Annotated in this window: 15 protein-coding genes; 10 read left to right on the top strand and 5 right to left on the bottom strand. The window is 73.4% G+C overall.

The window, feature by feature from the left end; genetic code table 11:
* Window positions 1-12 precede the first annotated feature (12 nt).
* From PSED_RS31505 to PSED_RS31490, 4 genes are all read left to right on the top strand, one after another.
* Window positions 13-990 (top strand): carbamate kinase, encoded by a 978-nt coding sequence (locus PSED_RS31505; protein ID WP_013678268.1) that lies wholly within the window; start codon window positions 13-15, stop codon window positions 988-990.
* Window positions 987-2,528, top strand: coding sequence for an AllF/FdrA family protein (locus tag PSED_RS31500; protein ID WP_013678267.1), 1,542 nt, complete (start codon window positions 987-989; stop codon window positions 2,526-2,528). Before PSED_RS31505 ends, PSED_RS31500 begins: the two co-directional genes overlap by 4 nt.
* Window positions 2,525-3,709, top strand: coding sequence for an MSMEG_0565 family glycosyltransferase (locus tag PSED_RS31495; protein ID WP_013678266.1), 1,185 nt, complete (start codon window positions 2,525-2,527; stop codon window positions 3,707-3,709). The genes PSED_RS31500 and PSED_RS31495 overlap by 4 nt, the downstream gene beginning before the upstream one ends.
* Window positions 3,710-3,957: 248 nt before the next feature.
* Window positions 3,958-4,344: a VOC family protein gene (locus PSED_RS31490; RefSeq protein ID WP_013678265.1), complete on the top strand. Its 387-nt coding sequence runs from the start codon at window positions 3,958-3,960 to the stop codon at window positions 4,342-4,344.
* Here PSED_RS31490 and PSED_RS31485 read toward each other — a convergent pair.
* Together PSED_RS31485 and PSED_RS31480 are read right to left on the bottom strand one after the other, a co-directional pair.
* Window positions 4,325-4,837, bottom strand: coding sequence for a nitrile hydratase accessory protein (locus PSED_RS31485; protein WP_013678264.1), 513 nt, complete (start codon window positions 4,835-4,837; stop codon window positions 4,325-4,327). The genes PSED_RS31490 and PSED_RS31485 overlap by 20 nt on opposite strands.
* A 235-nt stretch (window positions 4,838-5,072) precedes the next feature.
* On the bottom strand, window positions 5,073-6,482 hold the full coding sequence (locus PSED_RS31480; RefSeq protein ID WP_013678263.1) for a YlbE family protein: 1,410 nt from the start codon (window positions 6,480-6,482) through the stop codon (window positions 5,073-5,075).
* Window positions 6,483-6,674: 192 nt separating this feature from the next.
* Here PSED_RS31480 and PSED_RS31475 point away from each other — a divergent pair, with 192 nt between their 5' ends.
* A complete protein-coding gene (locus PSED_RS31475) occupies window positions 6,675-7,277 on the top strand; it encodes a TetR/AcrR family transcriptional regulator (RefSeq protein WP_049803550.1) in 603 nt (200 codons plus the stop codon).
* A 35-nt stretch (window positions 7,278-7,312) separates the two neighbouring features.
* Window positions 7,313-8,797 (top strand): phenylacetate--CoA ligase family protein, encoded by a 1,485-nt coding sequence (locus tag PSED_RS31470; protein WP_013678261.1) that lies wholly within the window; start codon window positions 7,313-7,315, stop codon window positions 8,795-8,797.
* Between the two features lie 115 nt (window positions 8,798-8,912).
* On the opposite strand, the gene PSED_RS31465 is transcribed toward PSED_RS31470, so the two are convergent.
* The 3 genes from PSED_RS31465 to PSED_RS31455 form a co-directional block, all read right to left on the bottom strand.
* Window positions 8,913-9,983, bottom strand: coding sequence for a DMT family transporter (locus PSED_RS31465; RefSeq protein ID WP_049803549.1), 1,071 nt, complete (start codon window positions 9,981-9,983; stop codon window positions 8,913-8,915).
* 346 nt (window positions 9,984-10,329) lie between these two features.
* Window positions 10,330-11,490 (bottom strand): hypothetical protein, encoded by a 1,161-nt coding sequence (locus PSED_RS31460; RefSeq protein ID WP_049803548.1) that lies wholly within the window; start codon window positions 11,488-11,490, stop codon window positions 10,330-10,332.
* A 227-nt stretch (window positions 11,491-11,717) separates the two neighbouring features.
* On the bottom strand, window positions 11,718-12,341 hold the full coding sequence (locus tag PSED_RS31455; RefSeq protein ID WP_013678258.1) for a TetR/AcrR family transcriptional regulator: 624 nt from the start codon (window positions 12,339-12,341) through the stop codon (window positions 11,718-11,720).
* Window positions 12,342-12,666: 325 nt separating this feature from the next.
* Here PSED_RS31455 and PSED_RS31450 point away from each other — a divergent pair, with 325 nt between their 5' ends.
* Genes PSED_RS31450 through PSED_RS31435 form a run of 4 tightly spaced genes read left to right on the top strand, consistent with a single transcriptional unit; the run spans window position 12,667 to window position 16,152 of the window.
* On the top strand, window positions 12,667-13,209 hold the full coding sequence (locus PSED_RS31450; RefSeq protein ID WP_013678257.1) for a DUF4242 domain-containing protein: 543 nt from the start codon (window positions 12,667-12,669) through the stop codon (window positions 13,207-13,209).
* Window positions 13,206-14,246 (top strand): acyl-CoA dehydrogenase family protein, encoded by a 1,041-nt coding sequence (locus PSED_RS31445; RefSeq protein WP_013678256.1) that lies wholly within the window; start codon window positions 13,206-13,208, stop codon window positions 14,244-14,246. The genes PSED_RS31450 and PSED_RS31445 overlap by 4 nt, the downstream gene beginning before the upstream one ends.
* Window positions 14,222-14,971 (top strand): ABC transporter ATP-binding protein, encoded by a 750-nt coding sequence (locus tag PSED_RS31440; protein WP_013678255.1) that lies wholly within the window; start codon window positions 14,222-14,224, stop codon window positions 14,969-14,971. Before PSED_RS31445 ends, PSED_RS31440 begins: the two co-directional genes overlap by 25 nt.
* The gene (locus PSED_RS31435; RefSeq protein ID WP_013678254.1) at window positions 14,971-16,152 is read left to right on the top strand and encodes an ABC transporter substrate-binding protein; all 1,182 of its coding nucleotides are present in this window, start codon (window positions 14,971-14,973) and stop codon (window positions 16,150-16,152) included. Before PSED_RS31440 ends, PSED_RS31435 begins: the two co-directional genes overlap by 1 nt.
* The last annotated feature ends 87 nt before the right edge of the window (window positions 16,153-16,239 follow it).

Raw genomic sequence — 16,239 nt, 5'->3', positions numbered from 1 at the left:
ACGGACGTCTCGATGTCCAAGACCGCAGTCGTCGCGCTCGGCGGCAACGCCATCACGCGCAGTGGGCAGGCGGGCACCCAGGCAGAGCAGATGGAGAACGCGCGGGCGATGGCCGTCGCGGTCCGCGGCCTGCGTGAGTCCGGCTGGAACGTCGTACTCGTCCACGGGAACGGGCCCCAGGTCGGCAACCTCGCGATCCAGCAGCGCGCCGGCGCCGGACAGGTGCCCGAGCTGCCGCTGCACGTCCTCGGCGCGATGACCGAGGGCCAGCTGGGCTCGCTGCTCGCCCTCGCCGTGCGCGAGACCGGCGGGGTCGACCTGCCGGGCGTCGTGACCGTCGTGACGCACGTCGTCGTCCGTGCAGACGACCCGGCGTTCGGGTTGCCCACCAAGCCGATCGGCCCGTTCTACACCGTCCAGGAGGCGGCCCGCCTGGTCTCCGAGCAGGGCTGGGTCGTCGGGGAGGACGCCGGGCGCGGGTACCGCCGCCTCGTCCCCTCGCCCAAGCCCGTGGAGATCGTCGAGCTCGACGCGATCCGCAACCTGGTCGACGCGGGGCTCATCGTCGTCGCCGCGGGTGGCGGCGGGATCCCCGTCGTCGACGAGGGCGGCACGCTGCGCGGCGTCGACGCCGTCATCGACAAGGACGCCGCGGCGCAGCGGCTGGCCACCACGCTGGGCGCCGACGCGCTCGTACTGATCACCGACGTCCCCGCGGTGATGCTGGACTTCGGCAAGGAGTCCGCCCGCTCGATCGGTGAGATCACCGTCGACGAGGCGCAGACGCATGCCGACGAGGGCCAGTTCCCCGAGGGAAGCATGGGCCCGAAGATGCGGGCCGCCATCCAGTTCGTCCGCGAGGGCGGTGTCACGGCTGTCGTCACGAACGCCGAGCGCGCCGTCGCGTCGTTGAACCCCGGGGGCGGCGACGGCGCCGAACCGGGAACCCGAATCGTTGCCGCCGACCAGCATCTGGGAGCCGCTCCGTGAGCATCCATCGCATCACGCTGTACACCGACACCTACGTGGACTCGGTGGTGCAGCTGTCCGGCACCCGAGCGATGCGCAGCCTCGACGGCGTCGTCTGGGCCTCGGCCGCGATGGCCACCCCCGCCAACCTCGAGACGCTCGCCGGCGAGGGCTTCGACACCTCCGAGATCGGGCACGCCGGCGCGAACGACCTGTTCGTCGCGGTGAACGCCGAGTCCGACGAGCTCGCCGAGTCGGCCCGCGAGGCCGGCGAGGCCGCGATGTTCGCGCCGCGCACCAACGCCTCCGGCGAGGCCGCCGAGAAGCCGGCCCGCACCCTGGCCCAGGCCGTCGCGCGTCAGCCCGACACCAACGTCGCCGTCATCTCCGTCCCCGGCGACTACGCCGCCCTGGAGGCGCACAAGGCGCTGTCCGCAGGCCTCGACGTGCTGCTGTTCAGCGACAACGTCTCCGTCGAGGACGAGGTCGCGCTCAAGGAGCGCGGCAACCGCATCGGCCGGCTCATCATGGGGCCGGGCGCCGGGACCGCGATGCTGGGCCGCACCTGCCTGGCGTTCGCGAACGTCGTCAAGAAGGGCAACGTCGCCGTCGTCGCCGCGGCGGGGACCGGGGCCCAGGAGGCCGCGAGCCTGGTCGACCGGTGGGGCGCGGGCATCTCGCACGTCATCGGCCTCGGTGGCCGCGACCTCACCGCCAAGATCGGCGGCCTCACCGCCAAGCAGGCAATGGCCCGCCTCGTCGCCGACGATGCCACGGAGATCGTCTTCCTGGTGTCGAAGCCGCCGAACCCGCAGGTCGCGCAGGAGGTCCTCGCGGCCGCCGAGGGCAAGAAGGTCGTCGCCGCGCTGATCGGCATCGACAAGGGGTTCGAGGCGCCCGAGGGCGTCGTCGTCACCCGCACGCTGGAGGCCGGCGCGATCGCCGCGGCGAAGCTCGCCGGGCAGACCCCGCCCGACGTCGCCGAGGGCCTCGTCGAGCGGGTCCGCGAGATCGCCGAGACCCTGCCCGCGGAGCGCACCCTGGTCCGCGGCCTCTACTCCGGGGGCACCCTCTGCTACGAGTCGCTCGTCGTGCTGGGTGAGACGCTGGGCGACGTGTACTCCAACACCCCGCTCGACAAGTCGCTCGGCCTGCCCGCGCCCGAGGGTGCCCACACCTCGCTCGACCTGGGCGAGGAGGAGTACACCAAGGGTCGCCCGCACCCGATGATCGACCCGGAGGCCCGGATCGAGCTGCTGCGCGAGCAGGCGGCCGACCCGAAGGTCGCCGCGATCCTGATGGACGTCGTGCTCGGCTACGGCGCCCACGAGAACCCGGCGAGCGAGCTCGTGCCGGTCTTCACCGAGATCCGCGACGCCGGCGGCCCGCAGGTCATCGTCTACGTCCTGGGCACCGAGCAGGACCCGCAGGGCTACCAGGCGCAGAAGAAGGCGTTCGAGGACGCGGGCGTGCTCGTCACCCAGACCGCGCAGCGTGCGGCCCTGGCCGCCGCGGCGATCGCGAGCCGCAAGCCCGAGATCGCGGCGATGTCGCTGTGACCGGTACCGGCGACCGCGTGCGGCGCGGGCTGGCGCTCGTCTCGCACTCCACCAAGCCGCGGGGCGGGCTGGTCCACACCCTCAGCCTGGCCGAGGAGCTGCACCGGCAGGGCGTGCCGGTGCACCTGCTCACCCTCGGCGACCCGGCGGTGGGGCTCTTCCGCCGCACCGACGTCCCGAACACCGTCCTGCAGGCACCCACGAAGGTGGGCGACACGTTGGACGACAAGGTGTTCGCGTCGATCGACACGTTGGCGGCCGCGCTCGCCGAGCTCGCCGGTGACTACGACATCCTGCACGCGCAGGACTGCATCGCCGCCCGGGCCGCCGCCCGGGTGCGCGACGCGGGCGCCCCGATCACCGTCGTGCGGACCGTGCACCACGTCGACGACTTCACGACGCCCGCGCTGATCAACTGCTCCCGCCAGGCGATCGTGGAGCCCGACCGAATCCTCGTCGTCAGCGAGCAGTGGCGGCGCATCATGCGCGACGACTACGGCCGTGATGCCGACATCGTGCCCAACGGGGTCGACCTCGGCAGGTTCGCCAAGCCCGCGGACGGCACGATCGAGGAGCTGCGCGCGCGGATCGGCGCGGGCGACGGGCGATTCGTCTTCCTCGCCGTCGGTGGTGTGGAGCCCCGGAAGGGCACGGTCCACGCCTTCCGCGCGCTCGCGCAGCTCAAACGCGACGGCGTCGACGCCACGCTGGCCGTCGTCGGCGGCCACTCGTTCCAGGACTACACCCCCTACCGGGACGCGGCGCTCGCCGAGCTCCCGGAGCTGGGCCTGGAGCTCGGGCACGACGTCCACCTGCTGGGCACCGTCAGCGAGGCCGACCTCGCGGGCTGGTACCACGCGGCCGACGCGCTGTGCTTCCCGTCGGTGAAGGAGGGCTGGGGGCTCGTCGTCTTCGAGGCGATGGCCGCGGGCCTGCCCGTCATCGCCAGCGACCTCGACGTGTTCCACGAGTACCTCGAGGACGGGGTCTCGGCGCTGCTGCCGCCCGTCGAGGACTCCGACGGGCTCGCGCAGGCGATGCGCACCATGGTCCGCGACGCGGCGCTGCGCGACCGGCTGCGCGCGGGCGGCGAGGCGATCCTGCCGCGGTTCAGCTGGGAGGCCAGCGCGCGCAGGCACCGCGAGATCTACGACGAGATCCGCGACGCCGCGACGTCCTGACGTCCGCTCCGCGCCGACGGCCGCATCCCGGTGAGGGTGCGGCCGTCGTCGTCCGGCCGCTCGGACGCGGAGATCCGGTACGGTGGCCGTGCGCCCCAGATGGGCCTACCGGGAAGGAGCGGCTGTACCGGCCGACGCGGCTGCCGCGTCGTGCACCCCGCAGGCCCAGCGGCGCAGTCCAGGTCCTCCGTGCGTGCAGCCGGCGCGGGCGCACCTCCCGGCGTTCACCGACCGAGAGGACACACCCGATGCCCGCCACGTTCAACCACACGATCATCGCCGCCCGTGACCGCGCCGGGTCGGCCCGCTTCTTCGCCGAGATCCTGGAGGCCTCCGCCGCGCCGTCCTGGGGGGCGTTCACCAACCTCCAGCTCGACGGCGGGGTCCTGCTCCAGTTCGCCGACCTGCCGGTCGAGGCGTACCCGGAGATCCAGAACCAGCACTACGCGTTCCTCGTCGACGACGCGCTGTTCGACCGGGCCTACGCCCGGCTGCGCGAGCGCGGGATCGAGCACTGGGCCGACCCGCAGATGCGACGCCCGGGCGAGACCAACACCGAGCACGGCGGCCGCGGGGTCTACTTCCGCGACCCCGCGGGCCACTACCTCGAGCTGATCACGCGGCCGTACCTCTGACGCGGGCCGCGTGGTCGTGCCCGGCGGGCCGCAGCGCCAGCTCCGCCGCGCGCTGGACGACCTCGTCGGTGAAGACGGTGCCGTCGCCGGCGAGGACGTCCTCGAGGGCGCCGAGCCACGGGGTGTAGAAGGAGGAGCGCTCGCCCTCGGGGTGCTGGTTCTCCCACGCGGCGATGCGGGCGACGAGGGCAGCCTGGAACTGGGGCCACGCGAACAGGCCGGCGTCGTGCAGCGAGACGGCCATGCCGAAGGCGCGGGACTCCCACGGTTCGGCGAAGACGAGCTCGCCGTCGGCCCGCGGGGGCGCCGAGGCCGGGTCGGTGTCGAGGTCGAGCAGGGCGGCGCCCGCGCGCATCCGGCTCTCGTCCGTCACGGCGGGGCGGGCGAGGCCGCGTTCGGTGAGGAGTTGTTCGAGTGCCTCGGTGCGCAGGCCGGGACTGATGCGGTTGCCGGAGCCGTCGAGGTACTCGTCGGGGTCCAGGGCGGTGCTCATGCTGCGGTCTCTCCGGGGTGGGCGGGCCGGCGGTCCCATCGGGCGGCGCGACCGTGCCGATCACGATGGGAGACGTCATTCATCATAGTGGACGTTCCATGGTCATGTGCCCCTGTCACGACCCGAGATTCGAGCCCGAGACGGCCCCGAGATGCGACAACGGCGGCCCCCGGTGCAGGGGACCGCCGTTGCCGTGGCCGGGCCGGCGGACGGCCGGGCCGGGAGGGGTGGATGGTCAGGCCACCCGAGCTGCGAGCGCCTTGAGCGCGTCGGAGAAGCAGGCGATCGGTGCGGTGGCGACGCCTGCGCCGACCTGGCCGATCCCCGCGTCGATGTGCAGGATGCCGGTGGTCACCTTCGGCGTGATGCCCGTCTCGACGACCTTGCGGACGTCGACGGCGAGCGGCGTGCCGATGAAGCCCATCGCCGGCAGGGTGAAGCGGGTGCTGGCCCCGGCGCAGATGGCCTGGAACGACTCGGTCGCCGCGGCGGCGTCGGACATCGCGCCACCGAGGAACGCCGCGACCGCGGCGGAGTTGCCGGCGGCCGGGCCGCCCATCCCGGTCAGCTCCAGGACCGCGCTGTCACCGATGTCCTTCGCGCTGGTCTCGGGCCCGTAGCCCGAGTAGTACATCGCGTCGCCGACGGGCGGGGCCTCGGTGATGTACCAGCTGTCGTCGCCCGCGACCTTGACGCCGAACGTGGTGCCGTTGCGGGCCATGTGCGTGACGATCGACGAGCCTGCGACCTGGTGCGCCCACAGCTGCAGCGACTTGGCGGCCGCCATCGCGAAGTTCAGGAAGAACAGGTGGTTGCCGGCCAGGTACTGCGCGAACGGGACGCGAGCGGCGTCGGGCAGCGCGGCGATCGGGGCCAGCCAGGTGCGGGTGAGCAGGTTGGTCGCGGCCTGGGTGCGCATGTGCAGGTCGTCGCCCATGGTGATGCCCTGCGCGGCGATCGCCAGGATGTCGAGCTGCCCCGCCTCGGCCAGGATCTGTGCGATCGCCGGGCCCGCGGTGTCGGCGAGGAACCGCAGCCGGGCGATCGCGGCGTCGGTGTCGCGGCCGAACCAGGCCACCTCGCCGGGGCCCTGGTTGAGGGAGGAGAAGGCGCGCGTCCCGCCCTCGCGGTTGTCGACCACCAGCGCCGGCTGCGACGGCCCCACCGCGCTGGCCATCGGCACGACTGCGTCGTGGTGGTTCGCCGCGTCGAGGGTGATCGCACCGCTCTGCAGGAGCTTCTCGGCCTCCGCGACGTCGGCGGCCCAGCCCTCGGCGACCACGGCCGCGCGCATCGAGCGCTGCAGCGGGTCGGCGTGCTCGGCGTAGGGGAGCACCGGGCCGGAGTGCAGGATCATCCGGCCCTCGACGCCGGGCACGGCCGCGCCGAACGTCGAGACCTCGACGAGCTGCGGCACACCCTCGTTGAGGCGGCGGACGACCTCGGCGTTGGCCTCGTCGATCGCGGCGCCGGCGTCGCCGTAGAGGTTGCACAGCGCGCGGACGGCCGCCAGGTCGCCGTCGGCGGGGATGCGCCAGTCGACGTGCTGGACCGGCCGACCCTGCGCACGCACCGCGTCGGCGAACATCGGCAGGCCGATGTTGACCACCTGGACCTCGTCAGGCAGTGCCAGCGGTGTCGTCATCGGGCGGTTCCTCCTCGGGGCGTCGGTCACTACTTCATCAAAGTAGACGCCGACACACTATAAGAGACATCCCCGCTCGCGACATCCCCCGTTCCGCCCCCCGTTCAGGGGTGCTCGCGCCGCGGACGACTAAATACCGTTGGTATTCGAATACCCTTGACATTGACATACCAGCGGTACTTCAATAACGGCGTGACGACGAGGCTGACCAGGGCGGAGCAGGCCGGCCGCAACCGGGAACTGGTGCTCGACGCGGCTCGCCGGGTGTTCCTCGCCCGCGGCTACGCCGGGGCGACCGTGGAGGCGATCGCCGACGAGGCGGGCTTCTCCAAGGGCGTCGTCTACTCGCAGTTCGACGGCAAGGCCGATCTCCTGCTCACCCTCCTCGACGAACGGATCGCCGAGCGCGCCGCACAGAACGCCCGCCTCGTCGAGGCAGGCACCGGGTGGGAGGCGCTGGTGGCGTTGCTGCACGTCCAGGACCGCCGGCTCGCCGACGACGCGGACTGGGCCCGGCTGCTGATCGAGTTCCGGGTGCTCGCCGCGCGCGATCCCGAGCTGAACGCCCGGTACGCCGCGGCGCACCGGCGCACGGTCGACGCGCTCGCGGACTGCGTCGTCGCCGCCTACGCCAAGGCGGATGCGCAGCCGCCTGCCGCGCCGCGGCTGCTCGCCGAGTTCATGTTCGCCGTCACGTCGGGGCTCACCCTGGAACGCGCCGCCGACCCGGCCGCGCTGCCGCAGGAGCCCCTCGAAGACCTCGCCCGCCGGCTCCTCGGGGTGCCGTCACCCTGACCGGTCGGGCCTCCGCCGCGACAAGGGAGTGCACGATGGACGCGATCTCCACGCGGACCGGCTTCGCCGCGTTGTGCGAGCGCCTGCAGGACCGGCAGCGCACCGACCTGCCGGCCCAGATCGAGGCGCTCGGTTGGTCGGCCGAGCGGATCGCGGAGGTCCGGCGGGCCCGGCTGCGCGCGCTGCTCGGCCACGCCGTCGAGCACTCGCCGTTCCACGCCCGTCGTCTCGCCGGGATCGACCTCGACGCCGTCGAGCCGGGGGACCTCACCCGGCTTCCCGTCATGACCAAGGCGGAGCTGATGGCCGCCTACGACGACGTCGTGACCGACCGCCGGCTGACCCGGCGCAGCGTCGAGGAGGCGATCGCGGCCACCCGGACGGAGCCGGTTCCGCTGTTCGACGCCTACATCGCGATGGCGTCCGGCGGCAGCTCTGGGCTGCGCGGCGTCTTCCTGTTCGACATGGCGGCGCTGAGCGCGTTCTTCGGCGGGCTGACCCGCGCCGCCATCGCCCGCCTGCGGGCGAGGGACGCGATCCCGCCGGGCGGCCTGCCGATGGCGATGGTCGCGGCCGGGACCGCCGTGCACGCCACCGGTTGCGCGGCGCCCTTCACCGCGAACGGCGCGTTCCCGCTGCGGGTCGTCCCGGTGCCGGTGTCGCTGCCGTTCGGCGAGATCGTCGCCCGGCTGGAGGAGATCGGGGCGCCCGGGCTGTACGGCTACCCGTCCGTGCTCGCCCGCCTCGCCGCCGAGCGCCGGGCCGGCCGGCTGCGGCTCTCCCCCATGATCGTGACCTCGACGAGCGAGACGCTCACCCCCCAGCTGCGGGCCGCGATCTCCGCCGGCTTCGAGGCACCGGTCGTCGACACCTTCGGGTCCACCGAGGGCCTCGTCGGCACCTCCCCGCCCGACGACGACGTCATCGTCCTCAACTCCGACCAGTGCGTCGTCGAGCTCGTCGACGACGACCTGCGCCCGGTCCCGCCGGGCACCCCGTCGACGCGGGTGCTGGTCACCAACCTCGTCAACCACCTGCAGCCGTTGGTCCGCTACGAGCTGACCGACTCCTTCGTGGCCGTCGAGCCCGACCCGGCGCACGGCCACCAGCGCGTCCGGGTGCGGGGCCGGATCGACCCGACGTTCCGGTTCGGCGACACCGAGGTGCCGCCCGGGGTGATCCGCGGGGTGCTGCTGCGCCGGCCCGAGATCGTCGAGTACCAGGTGTGCCAGCGCGACCACGGCATCACCGTCGACGCCGTGCTCGCCGCGGGGACGACCCTCGACCGCGACCGCCTCGCCGATCGCCTCGCGGCCGCCCTCGCCGGGACCGGCCTGCACGGCGGACGTGCGCGTCGTCGGCGGGCTGACCCGCGACGCGCAGACCGGCAAGGTCCGCCGGTTCGTCCCGGCCGTCAGGGGCTGATCACCATCGAGCGGATGCGGTCCCCGTCGACGTCGAACACGATGTCGCTGGTGCCGGTGAAACCGTCGCCGGTGACGACGAGCGTCACGACGTAGCTGCTGCCGTCCCGGCGGGTGCCGGTCGCCTCGAACCAGGTGTTCCTGCCGATGTTGTCGGTCCGGTCCCACGACGCGACGCCCTCGTGACCGTGGAACTTGGAGGCGCTCGCCGTCACGCGCACGGAGCCGGCTGTCGACCGGGGTAGCGTGCGTGGGCCGCGGGAACGATCACGTCGATGTCGTACGGCGGTTCCTCGACGCGTTCGCCCGCGCCGACTCGCCCGCCCTGCCCGCCGGGAGCGACCGGTTCTGGTCGACCTGACCCGGCCGGCTGCAGCAGCGGCGAGCGGGCCAGCACCGCCACCGAGACACCCAGCACGACCATCCCCAGCGCGGCCTGCACCATCGGCAAGCCCGCCGCGGGCAGCGGCTCCCCGAACGCGGCGACGCCGAGGACGTAGCTGACCAGCGGGTCGACGACCACGACCGCCGTCACCGCGGTGGCGAGCGTGCCCATCGTGTACGCGGTCTGCTGCAGCGCGAACGACGCGACGGACACGGCGGCCAGGAGATAGCCCGGCCAGCCCGTCAGCAACCCGGCGAAACCGCTGGTGACGGCGGTGTCCGCGGTCAGCTTGGTCAGTGCGGCGCCGACGGCGAAGAGGACGCCCGCGGCCACCGACAGCAGCGCGGCCCGCACCGGCGCCGACCGGCCCCGGGACAGCACCACGAGGGCGACGACGGCGATCAGCACCGACGCCAGCACCGGGACCAGCGATCCACCGACCGGGGCCGAGCCGGCGGCCGCGGCCGCGTCGCGCGTGGACAGCACCAGGCCCAGCCCGACGCCGATCCCCGCAGCCGCGAGCCAGTCCCGCGCCGTGGGGCGTCGGCCCGTCCCCAGCGCGGCGAGCGGCAGGCTGAACAGCAGGGTCGTGACCATCAGGGGCTGCACCACCGAGAGCGAGCCCAGGTGCAGGGCCGCGGCCTGGGCCACGAAGCTCGACGCGTCGACGAGCCAGCTGCCGAGCCACAGCGGCGTCGTCAGCAGGGCCGTGGCGAACGCCAGGCCCAGCCGGATCCGACGCGCACCCGTGGCCGGCCGCATCGCGGCGCCGGGCCCCTGCGGGCGGGACCGCCGTCGCCCCGCCAGCCGGGCCGCGGCGCGCTGCTCGCCCGCGGCGCTCAGCGCCGACAGCGCCGCCGCGACGAGCGTCACCAGGACGACGACCACGACCCCCACCCCTCTCGTCTGCGACCCGATCACCGTCGCTCGTGCCCCGCCCCCGCGGCTTCCGGGACTTCCCCGACCCGACCCCTCGCGGACCTCAGGGCGGCCTCCGGGACGTGCCGTAGGAGCGACATGGATAGGACGTCGGCCGGGCTGCGGACTCATCGGTCGGCCGGAGCTCGGGACCGACGCCAGGGCCGTCGCGGGGCACGGACGCTTCCTGGTGGTCCCGGCGGCACGCACGCGCGTTCACCGCAGCAACCCGTCCATCCGCTTCCGGGTTTGCCCGCGAAGCGTGCCGTCGCCCTCGGCGGGTCGAGGGTGGCCGAGACGGCCGCACGGGACCGAGGACGCGACGTCAGCGCGGCGAGCTCTCGCGCCGTTCCTCCCGCTCCCTGGCCCGGGCCCGCCGCTCGGCCTCCCGCGCGCTGTAGGTGGCGCGGCGTACCGAGTCCTCGCTCTCCAGGCTGGACCCGAGAGCGCCGGCGACGATGCCCACCGACGACGTCAGCCAGACCAGGCGGACGTAGTCGACGATCGACACCGGGTGATGCAACTCCCGCCCGAAGTAGGCCGAGTCGATCAAGGTGGCCGCCGCGAGTAGCGTCACGCCGAACAGCAACGCGTACATGATCGCCACCCCGATCAACACGGTGAGCAGGGTCGACAGGTTGTAGAGCACGGCCTTCTCGCGTTCCCCCACGTCGGACGGGCGGTCCCACAGATGGTTGTAGGCCACCAGCCACGCCGTCATCGCGGCCAACGCGGCCAGGCTGATCAGCGCCAGCCGGGGCGGCGACAGGAAGTCGGCCATGTGCCAGAAGCTGCTGGTGATCAGCCCGTACGCGGCGGTGCCTGCGGCCGCCGCGGTGGCGCTGGCCAGATTGGGTACCAGGCGCCACGGCCGGTTGTCGCGCACCATGCCTGCCAGCAGCCGCAGCCGGCCTCGAACGCCGACCAGGCCGAGGTGCATGTCGACGCCCTCGTGCTTCGAGCTGATGTGAACGGTCGGCGCGAGTAGATCGCCCAGTTTCCCGGTCATCCGCTCCTGCGCGCTGTGCCGGCGTGTTTCCGGGTCCGGCCGGGGGTCGTTCTCGAGCAGGTGCGCGACGAGGTGGGCGACCAGGCTGCGGGCCCGGTGCCGCAACCGGATCGCCCCCAGCGCGGGCACCGACACCAGCGCCGCGTCCCCGGAGGTGCTGAAGTCGGAGGCGACCGGATGCGTGCCGGCCCGCCGGGGCAGGTCGGTCAGCAGCACCACGAGTTCCCTGCGCCGGCCGTCGCGGTGAGCCTCGGCGATCTCCACGATCGGGATGTCGCCGTCCTCGTTGATCCGCAGCACCGTGGTGGCGCTGCACACCTGCCACCGCACTCCGCCGTGCACGCGGGCCGCCAACGCCGATGGCAGCGACTCGGTCAGCCACTCGGCCAGGACCGAGGGCATGCCCTCGTCCGCCACCAGGTGCACCACGACAGTGCGCCCCGCGGCCACCCTCTGCCCCGCCGACGAATCGGTCATCCGGCAACGCGTAGCCAACGCCCCCGATCGCAAACCTCCGAACGATGACCGCGTGGGCAGAGTCCGAGCACGTGACGCCGCCGTCGATCTCGACGATCGTTCCGGTCGCGGACGAGACATGTGGTTGCGAAGATCGTTCGGGCGGCCTGCCTCGTGGGGCCGACCGGCGCAGGACCACTGCTCGGCCCTTCAGGAGCTCGACGCCGCGCCGGTGGCCGCGCGGGGCGTCAGACCGTTGCCGACGCCGTCGATCCGCTGGGTACGGCCGCGTCCAGCAGGCCGATCGCGAGGCGCTCGGCGAGCCGGATCGGCTCCACCGACCGGGCCGTCTTGGCGCCGACGAGCCCACCGTCGTAGAGGAGCTGGATCGAGCGGGCGACCTCGGCGGGGTCGGCGGCACCGGCCATCGCGGCGGCGTCGGCGATCTCCTCGCGCATCCACCGGCGGTGCTCGCCGACCAGCAGGTGCACGGAGTGGTCGTCGTCGGGGAACTCGGTGAGCGCGTTGACGTACAGGCAGCCGCGGTAGTGCCGGCGGCGCGTGGAGGTCACGGCGAGGTCGAAGAACGCGCGGACCCGCGCAGCCGGGTCGGCGGGGCCACCCGCGGACCGGGCGGCGGCCCGCAGTGCCCGGTCGTAGGTGGCGCGGTCGAGCTCGTCCTGCTTGGTCAGCCAGGCCAGGACGAGGGCGTCCTTCGACCCGAAGTTCTGGTACAGGCTCGCGCGGGCCACGTCGGCCTCCGCGACGAGCCGGTCGACGCCGACCGCCCTGATCCCCTCACGGTCGAACAGCGCGGCTGCCGCCTCGAGCAGCCGCTCGGCGGGCAGCGGCCGCCCGGGAGTTCCGCGCACGGGCCCAGCATAGGCCGCCGACGGCTGGCAGACCGATCGTTCTGTCTGTTAGCCTCCGTCGTGTGAGCCCCGTGCTGCTGGTACAGCGCCGCCACATCGACCTGCTCCGGGTCGTTGCCGCGGCGTGTCAGGGCGCTCCGTCGCGGGTGCGCTGAGCCGTCCCGCCGCCCGGTAGGGCCTTCCGGCGCCGTCGCGTCCCTCGCGGGCCGGCCATTCCACGCACGAACCCGATCGTTCGACGACGTCGTCCGAACGCGCAGGACCCTGCCCGCCGGCCCCGCCGCGCGCCTGCCCGTCGCATGCCCGATCCGAGAAGGAGATCTCCATGTCCCTGTACCTGTTCGAGCTCGTGCCCGCTGCGGCCGACCGGGCCGGCGCCTCCGCCGTCCTGGAGGAGGTCGACAAGGCGGCGGCCGCCGCCGGGGCCGAGTTCATCGAGTCCCAGGTGACCGGCGCGCACGACCGCGTGTTCGCCGTCGTCGAGGCCGCCTCGGCCGACGGCCTCGGCGACGCCTTCGCCGCCGCGAACCTCGCGAGCGCGACCGAGGTGGTCGGCCCCGACGAGGTGCGTCTCGTCGGTGCGGAGCTCGCGCAGATCAAGGCGGCCAAGCCGACCGCGGGCTACCTCGTCGAATGGGACTTCCCGGACGGCCTGGACATGGACACCTACCTGGCGCGCAAGAAGGCGAAGGCGCCCCTGTACGCCAACGTCCCCGAGGTCAGCTTCCTGCGGACCTACGTGCGCGAGGACATGACCAAGTGCCTGTGCTTCTACGACGCTGACGACGAGGCGGGCGTGGTCAAGGCGCGCGAGGTCGTCGACACCCCGATCGACCGGCTCCACCAGCTCGCCGCGGACGAGCGATGACCCCGGCGCAGGTCGCGCCTGCCCTGGTCGCGCCTCCCGTGCCCGCGGAGGTGACCGACCGGTTCCGCGACTGCGCGAAGGACGTCGACCAGGGCAGCGGCGACCTGCGCGACGGACTGCGCTGGCTCGGCGCGCGTGGGCTCCTCGGGAGCGAGCTCGACGCCCGGATCGCGCTGATCGAGGCGATCGCGGGCGAGTGCATGAGCTCCGCGTTCTCCCTGTGGGCGCAGGGAATGGTGATCGAGTACCTCGTCCGCGGCGGTGTCGACGACGCGTTCGTCGACTCGCTGCGCCAGGGGGAGACGGTCGGGGTCACGGCGATGGCACCTGCGCTGCGCGATGTCGCCGGGATCGAGCCGGTGCCGGTGATCGGCACCCGCCTGCCCGGCGGCGGCGTCCGGCTCGACGGCCCGATCCGCTGGGCCTCGAACCTGTTCCCCGACGCCGTCGTGGTGTCGCCGGTGCGGTTCGAGGACGGCGGCCGCGCGATCGTGCACTTCCGGCTCTCGGCCGCCGGCGTGCAGGTGCGGACGTCGCCGAAGCTGCTCGCGCTCGACGGCACGGCGTCGTCGTCGGTGTCGCTCGAGGGCGTGCACGTCCCGCCCGGGGATGTCCTGACCACGGATCTCACCGGGTTCGTGCAGGCCGTCCGGCCGGCGTTCCTGCTCACCCAGACGGCGTTCTGCGCCGGACTGGCCGCTCGCGCCGCCGCCGGCGCCGAGCAGCACTGCACCGGGCTCAACGCCGAGCTCCGACCCGACATCGACGACGTGTGCGCGCGTGTCGTGTCGGTGCGCGGCCGGCTGCACGCCTGGGCGTCCGCTCCCGACGAGCCCGGCCCCGCCGACCTGCTGCGGCTCCGTCTCGAGGCGTCCGCCGCGGCGACCGACGCCACTCGGCTGGAGGCCACCACCCGTGGTGGCGCCGGGTACGTCGCGAGCAGCGACGTCAGCCGTCGGCTGCGCGAGGCCGCTTTCCTCCCCATCCAGTCACCGACGGAAGGACAGCTCCGGTGGGAACTGTCGCGCTACGCCTGACCGGCGCCACCAAGCGGTACGGCGACAACGCCGTCCTCGACGGCGTCGACCTCGACGTCGAGCGGGACGGCCGCCTCGTCGTGCTCGGCCACTCCGGCAGCGGCAAGTCGACGCTGCTGCGGGTGCTCGCCGGGCTCGAGGAGCTCGACTCCGGCTCGCTGACCAGGCCCGACTCGGCCGACGGCCGGGGCGCCGTCGTCGGGACCGTGTTCCAGCAGCCCCTGCTGCTGCCCTGGCTGACGGTGCGCGACAACATCGCGCTCGGCGGTCGCTACCGCGCCAACAGGGCCCGGTTCGACGCCGCGCACGTCGAGGAGCTGATCGACCTGTTCGGCCTGCGGGCCCAGGCCGACTCGCTGCCGGCGGCGCTGTCGGGCGGGCAGGCGCAACGCGTCTCGATCGCGCGCGTCGTCGCGGTGCGGCCCGACATCCTGCTGCTCGACGAGCCGTTCTCCGCGCTCGACCCGGCTACCCGTCGCAGCCTGCAGTTGTGGCTGCGCGACGCGGCCACGGCGCTCGGGCTCACGCTCGTCATGGTCACCCACGACGTCGACGAGGCGCTCTACCTCGCCACCGAGGTGACGCTGCTCGACGGCTCCGGCCGCGCCGCCGGTCACTGGCACAGCGACACCCCGACCGGCCACGACGACCTCGCCGACCACCCCCTGCGGGCGACCCTGCTGGCGGGTTACCGCTCCCAGCTGGGCGCCGCGGCCGCCTCCTGATGGCCGGACCGAACCGCCGCGCCGTGCTGCGCGGCGGTATCGCCCTGGGCGCGGCCGCCGCCGCGGTCGGCGGGGTGGCAGGCATCGCCGACCTGGCAACGGCGTCGCGACCCACCGCGAAGACCGGCACCGCGCCACGCATCGGCTACCTCCCGATCACCGACGCCGCCCCGCTGCTCGTCGCGCACGGGCAGAACCGCTACGCCAAGGCGGGTGTCGAAATCCCGCGGCCGGTGCTGTTCCGCGGCTGGGAGTCGCTGGCGCAGGCGTTCGTCGCCGGTGAGGTCGACGTCGTCCACCTGCTCATGCCGTTCGCGCTGCAGCTGCGCTACCAGCTCGGGGCGCAGGTCCGCATGGTCGCGTGGAACCACACCAACGGCTCCGCGCTCACCGTCCGGCCCGAGATCAACGACGTCCGGCAGCTCGCCGGGACGTCCGTCGCGATCCCGTTCTGGTGGTCGATCCACAACATCCTGTTGCAGCGCAAGCTCCGCGCGGCCGGGCTCACCCCGGTGGTGCGGACCGCGCCGTCGGTGTCCGACGGGACCGTGCAGCTGGTCGTCATGGCACCGGCCGACATGGTGCCCGCGCTCGACACCGGCACCATCTCCGGCTACATCGTCGCCGACCCGTTCAACGCGGTCGCCGAGGTCAAGAAGGTCGGCAAGGTCCTCTGGTTCACCGGCGACGCCTGGCGCGACAACGCCTGCTGCGTCATCATGGTCCGCCAGGACCTCATCGACAACTCCCCACAAACGGTGCAGGCCCTCACCGACGGCGTCGCCGGCGCGCAGCAGTGGATCAACAGCAACCGCCCCGACGCGGCGAAGCTGTTGAGCGGCAACAAGTACATGCCCCAGCCGCTGCCCGCCATCACCAAGACGCTGACCCGCGCCGAGGGCGACTACGCGACGGTCCTCACGCACCCGCAGTGGCACGGCGAGCGGATCGGCTACACGCCCTACCCGTTCCCCGGCTACACCACGGCACTCGTCGAGGCCATGCGCGGCACCGTCGTCGACGGCGACGCGAGCTTCGTCGACCGGCTCGACCCGGCCACCGTGCACCGCGACCTCGTCGACGACCGGTTCGTCGTCAACAGCATGAACACCCTCGGCGGACCCGCCGCCTTCGGTCTGCCCGCCTCGCTCACCCGCACCGAACAGGATGTCCTGGCATGAGCCTCGCCGACGTACTTCTTCCCGCGGAGGCGATATGAGCACCGCCGACGTACTTCTTCCCGCGGAGGCGACATGAGCACCGCCGAC

Origin of the sequence: Pseudonocardia benzenivorans CB1190, from assembly GCF_000196675.2 — a bacterium.
GTDB classification, from domain to species: domain Bacteria; phylum Actinomycetota; class Actinomycetes; order Mycobacteriales; family Pseudonocardiaceae; genus Pseudonocardia; species Pseudonocardia benzenivorans.
The sequence above is the reverse complement of the archived record's forward strand: the minus strand, read 5'-3'. Positions and strand labels throughout refer to the sequence as shown.

What these genes read in the sequence shown, in the direction of transcription:
- PSED_RS31470 (WP_013678261.1), top strand. Translation starts at nt 7,313, where the DNA reads ATGGACGCGATCTCCACGCGGACCGGCTTCGCCGCGTTGTGCGAGCGC.
- PSED_RS31445 (WP_013678256.1), top strand. Translation starts at nt 13,206, where the DNA reads ATGACCCCGGCGCAGGTCGCGCCTGCCCTGGTCGCGCCTCCCGTGCCC.
- PSED_RS31435 (WP_013678254.1), top strand. Translation starts at nt 14,971, where the DNA reads ATGGCCGGACCGAACCGCCGCGCCGTGCTGCGCGGCGGTATCGCCCTG.
- PSED_RS31480 (WP_013678263.1), bottom strand. Translation starts at nt 6,482, where the DNA reads ATGACGACACCGCTGGCACTGCCTGACGAGGTCCAGGTGGTCAACATC.
- PSED_RS31450 (WP_013678257.1), top strand. Translation starts at nt 12,667, where the DNA reads ATGTCCCTGTACCTGTTCGAGCTCGTGCCCGCTGCGGCCGACCGGGCC.
- PSED_RS31490 (WP_013678265.1), top strand. Translation starts at nt 3,958, where the DNA reads ATGCCCGCCACGTTCAACCACACGATCATCGCCGCCCGTGACCGCGCC.
- PSED_RS31485 (WP_013678264.1), bottom strand. Translation starts at nt 4,837, where the DNA reads ATGAGCACCGCCCTGGACCCCGACGAGTACCTCGACGGCTCCGGCAAC.
- PSED_RS31505 (WP_013678268.1), top strand. Translation starts at nt 13, where the DNA reads ATGTCCAAGACCGCAGTCGTCGCGCTCGGCGGCAACGCCATCACGCGC.
- PSED_RS31460 (WP_049803548.1), bottom strand. Translation starts at nt 11,490, where the DNA reads ATGACCGATTCGTCGGCGGGGCAGAGGGTGGCCGCGGGGCGCACTGTC.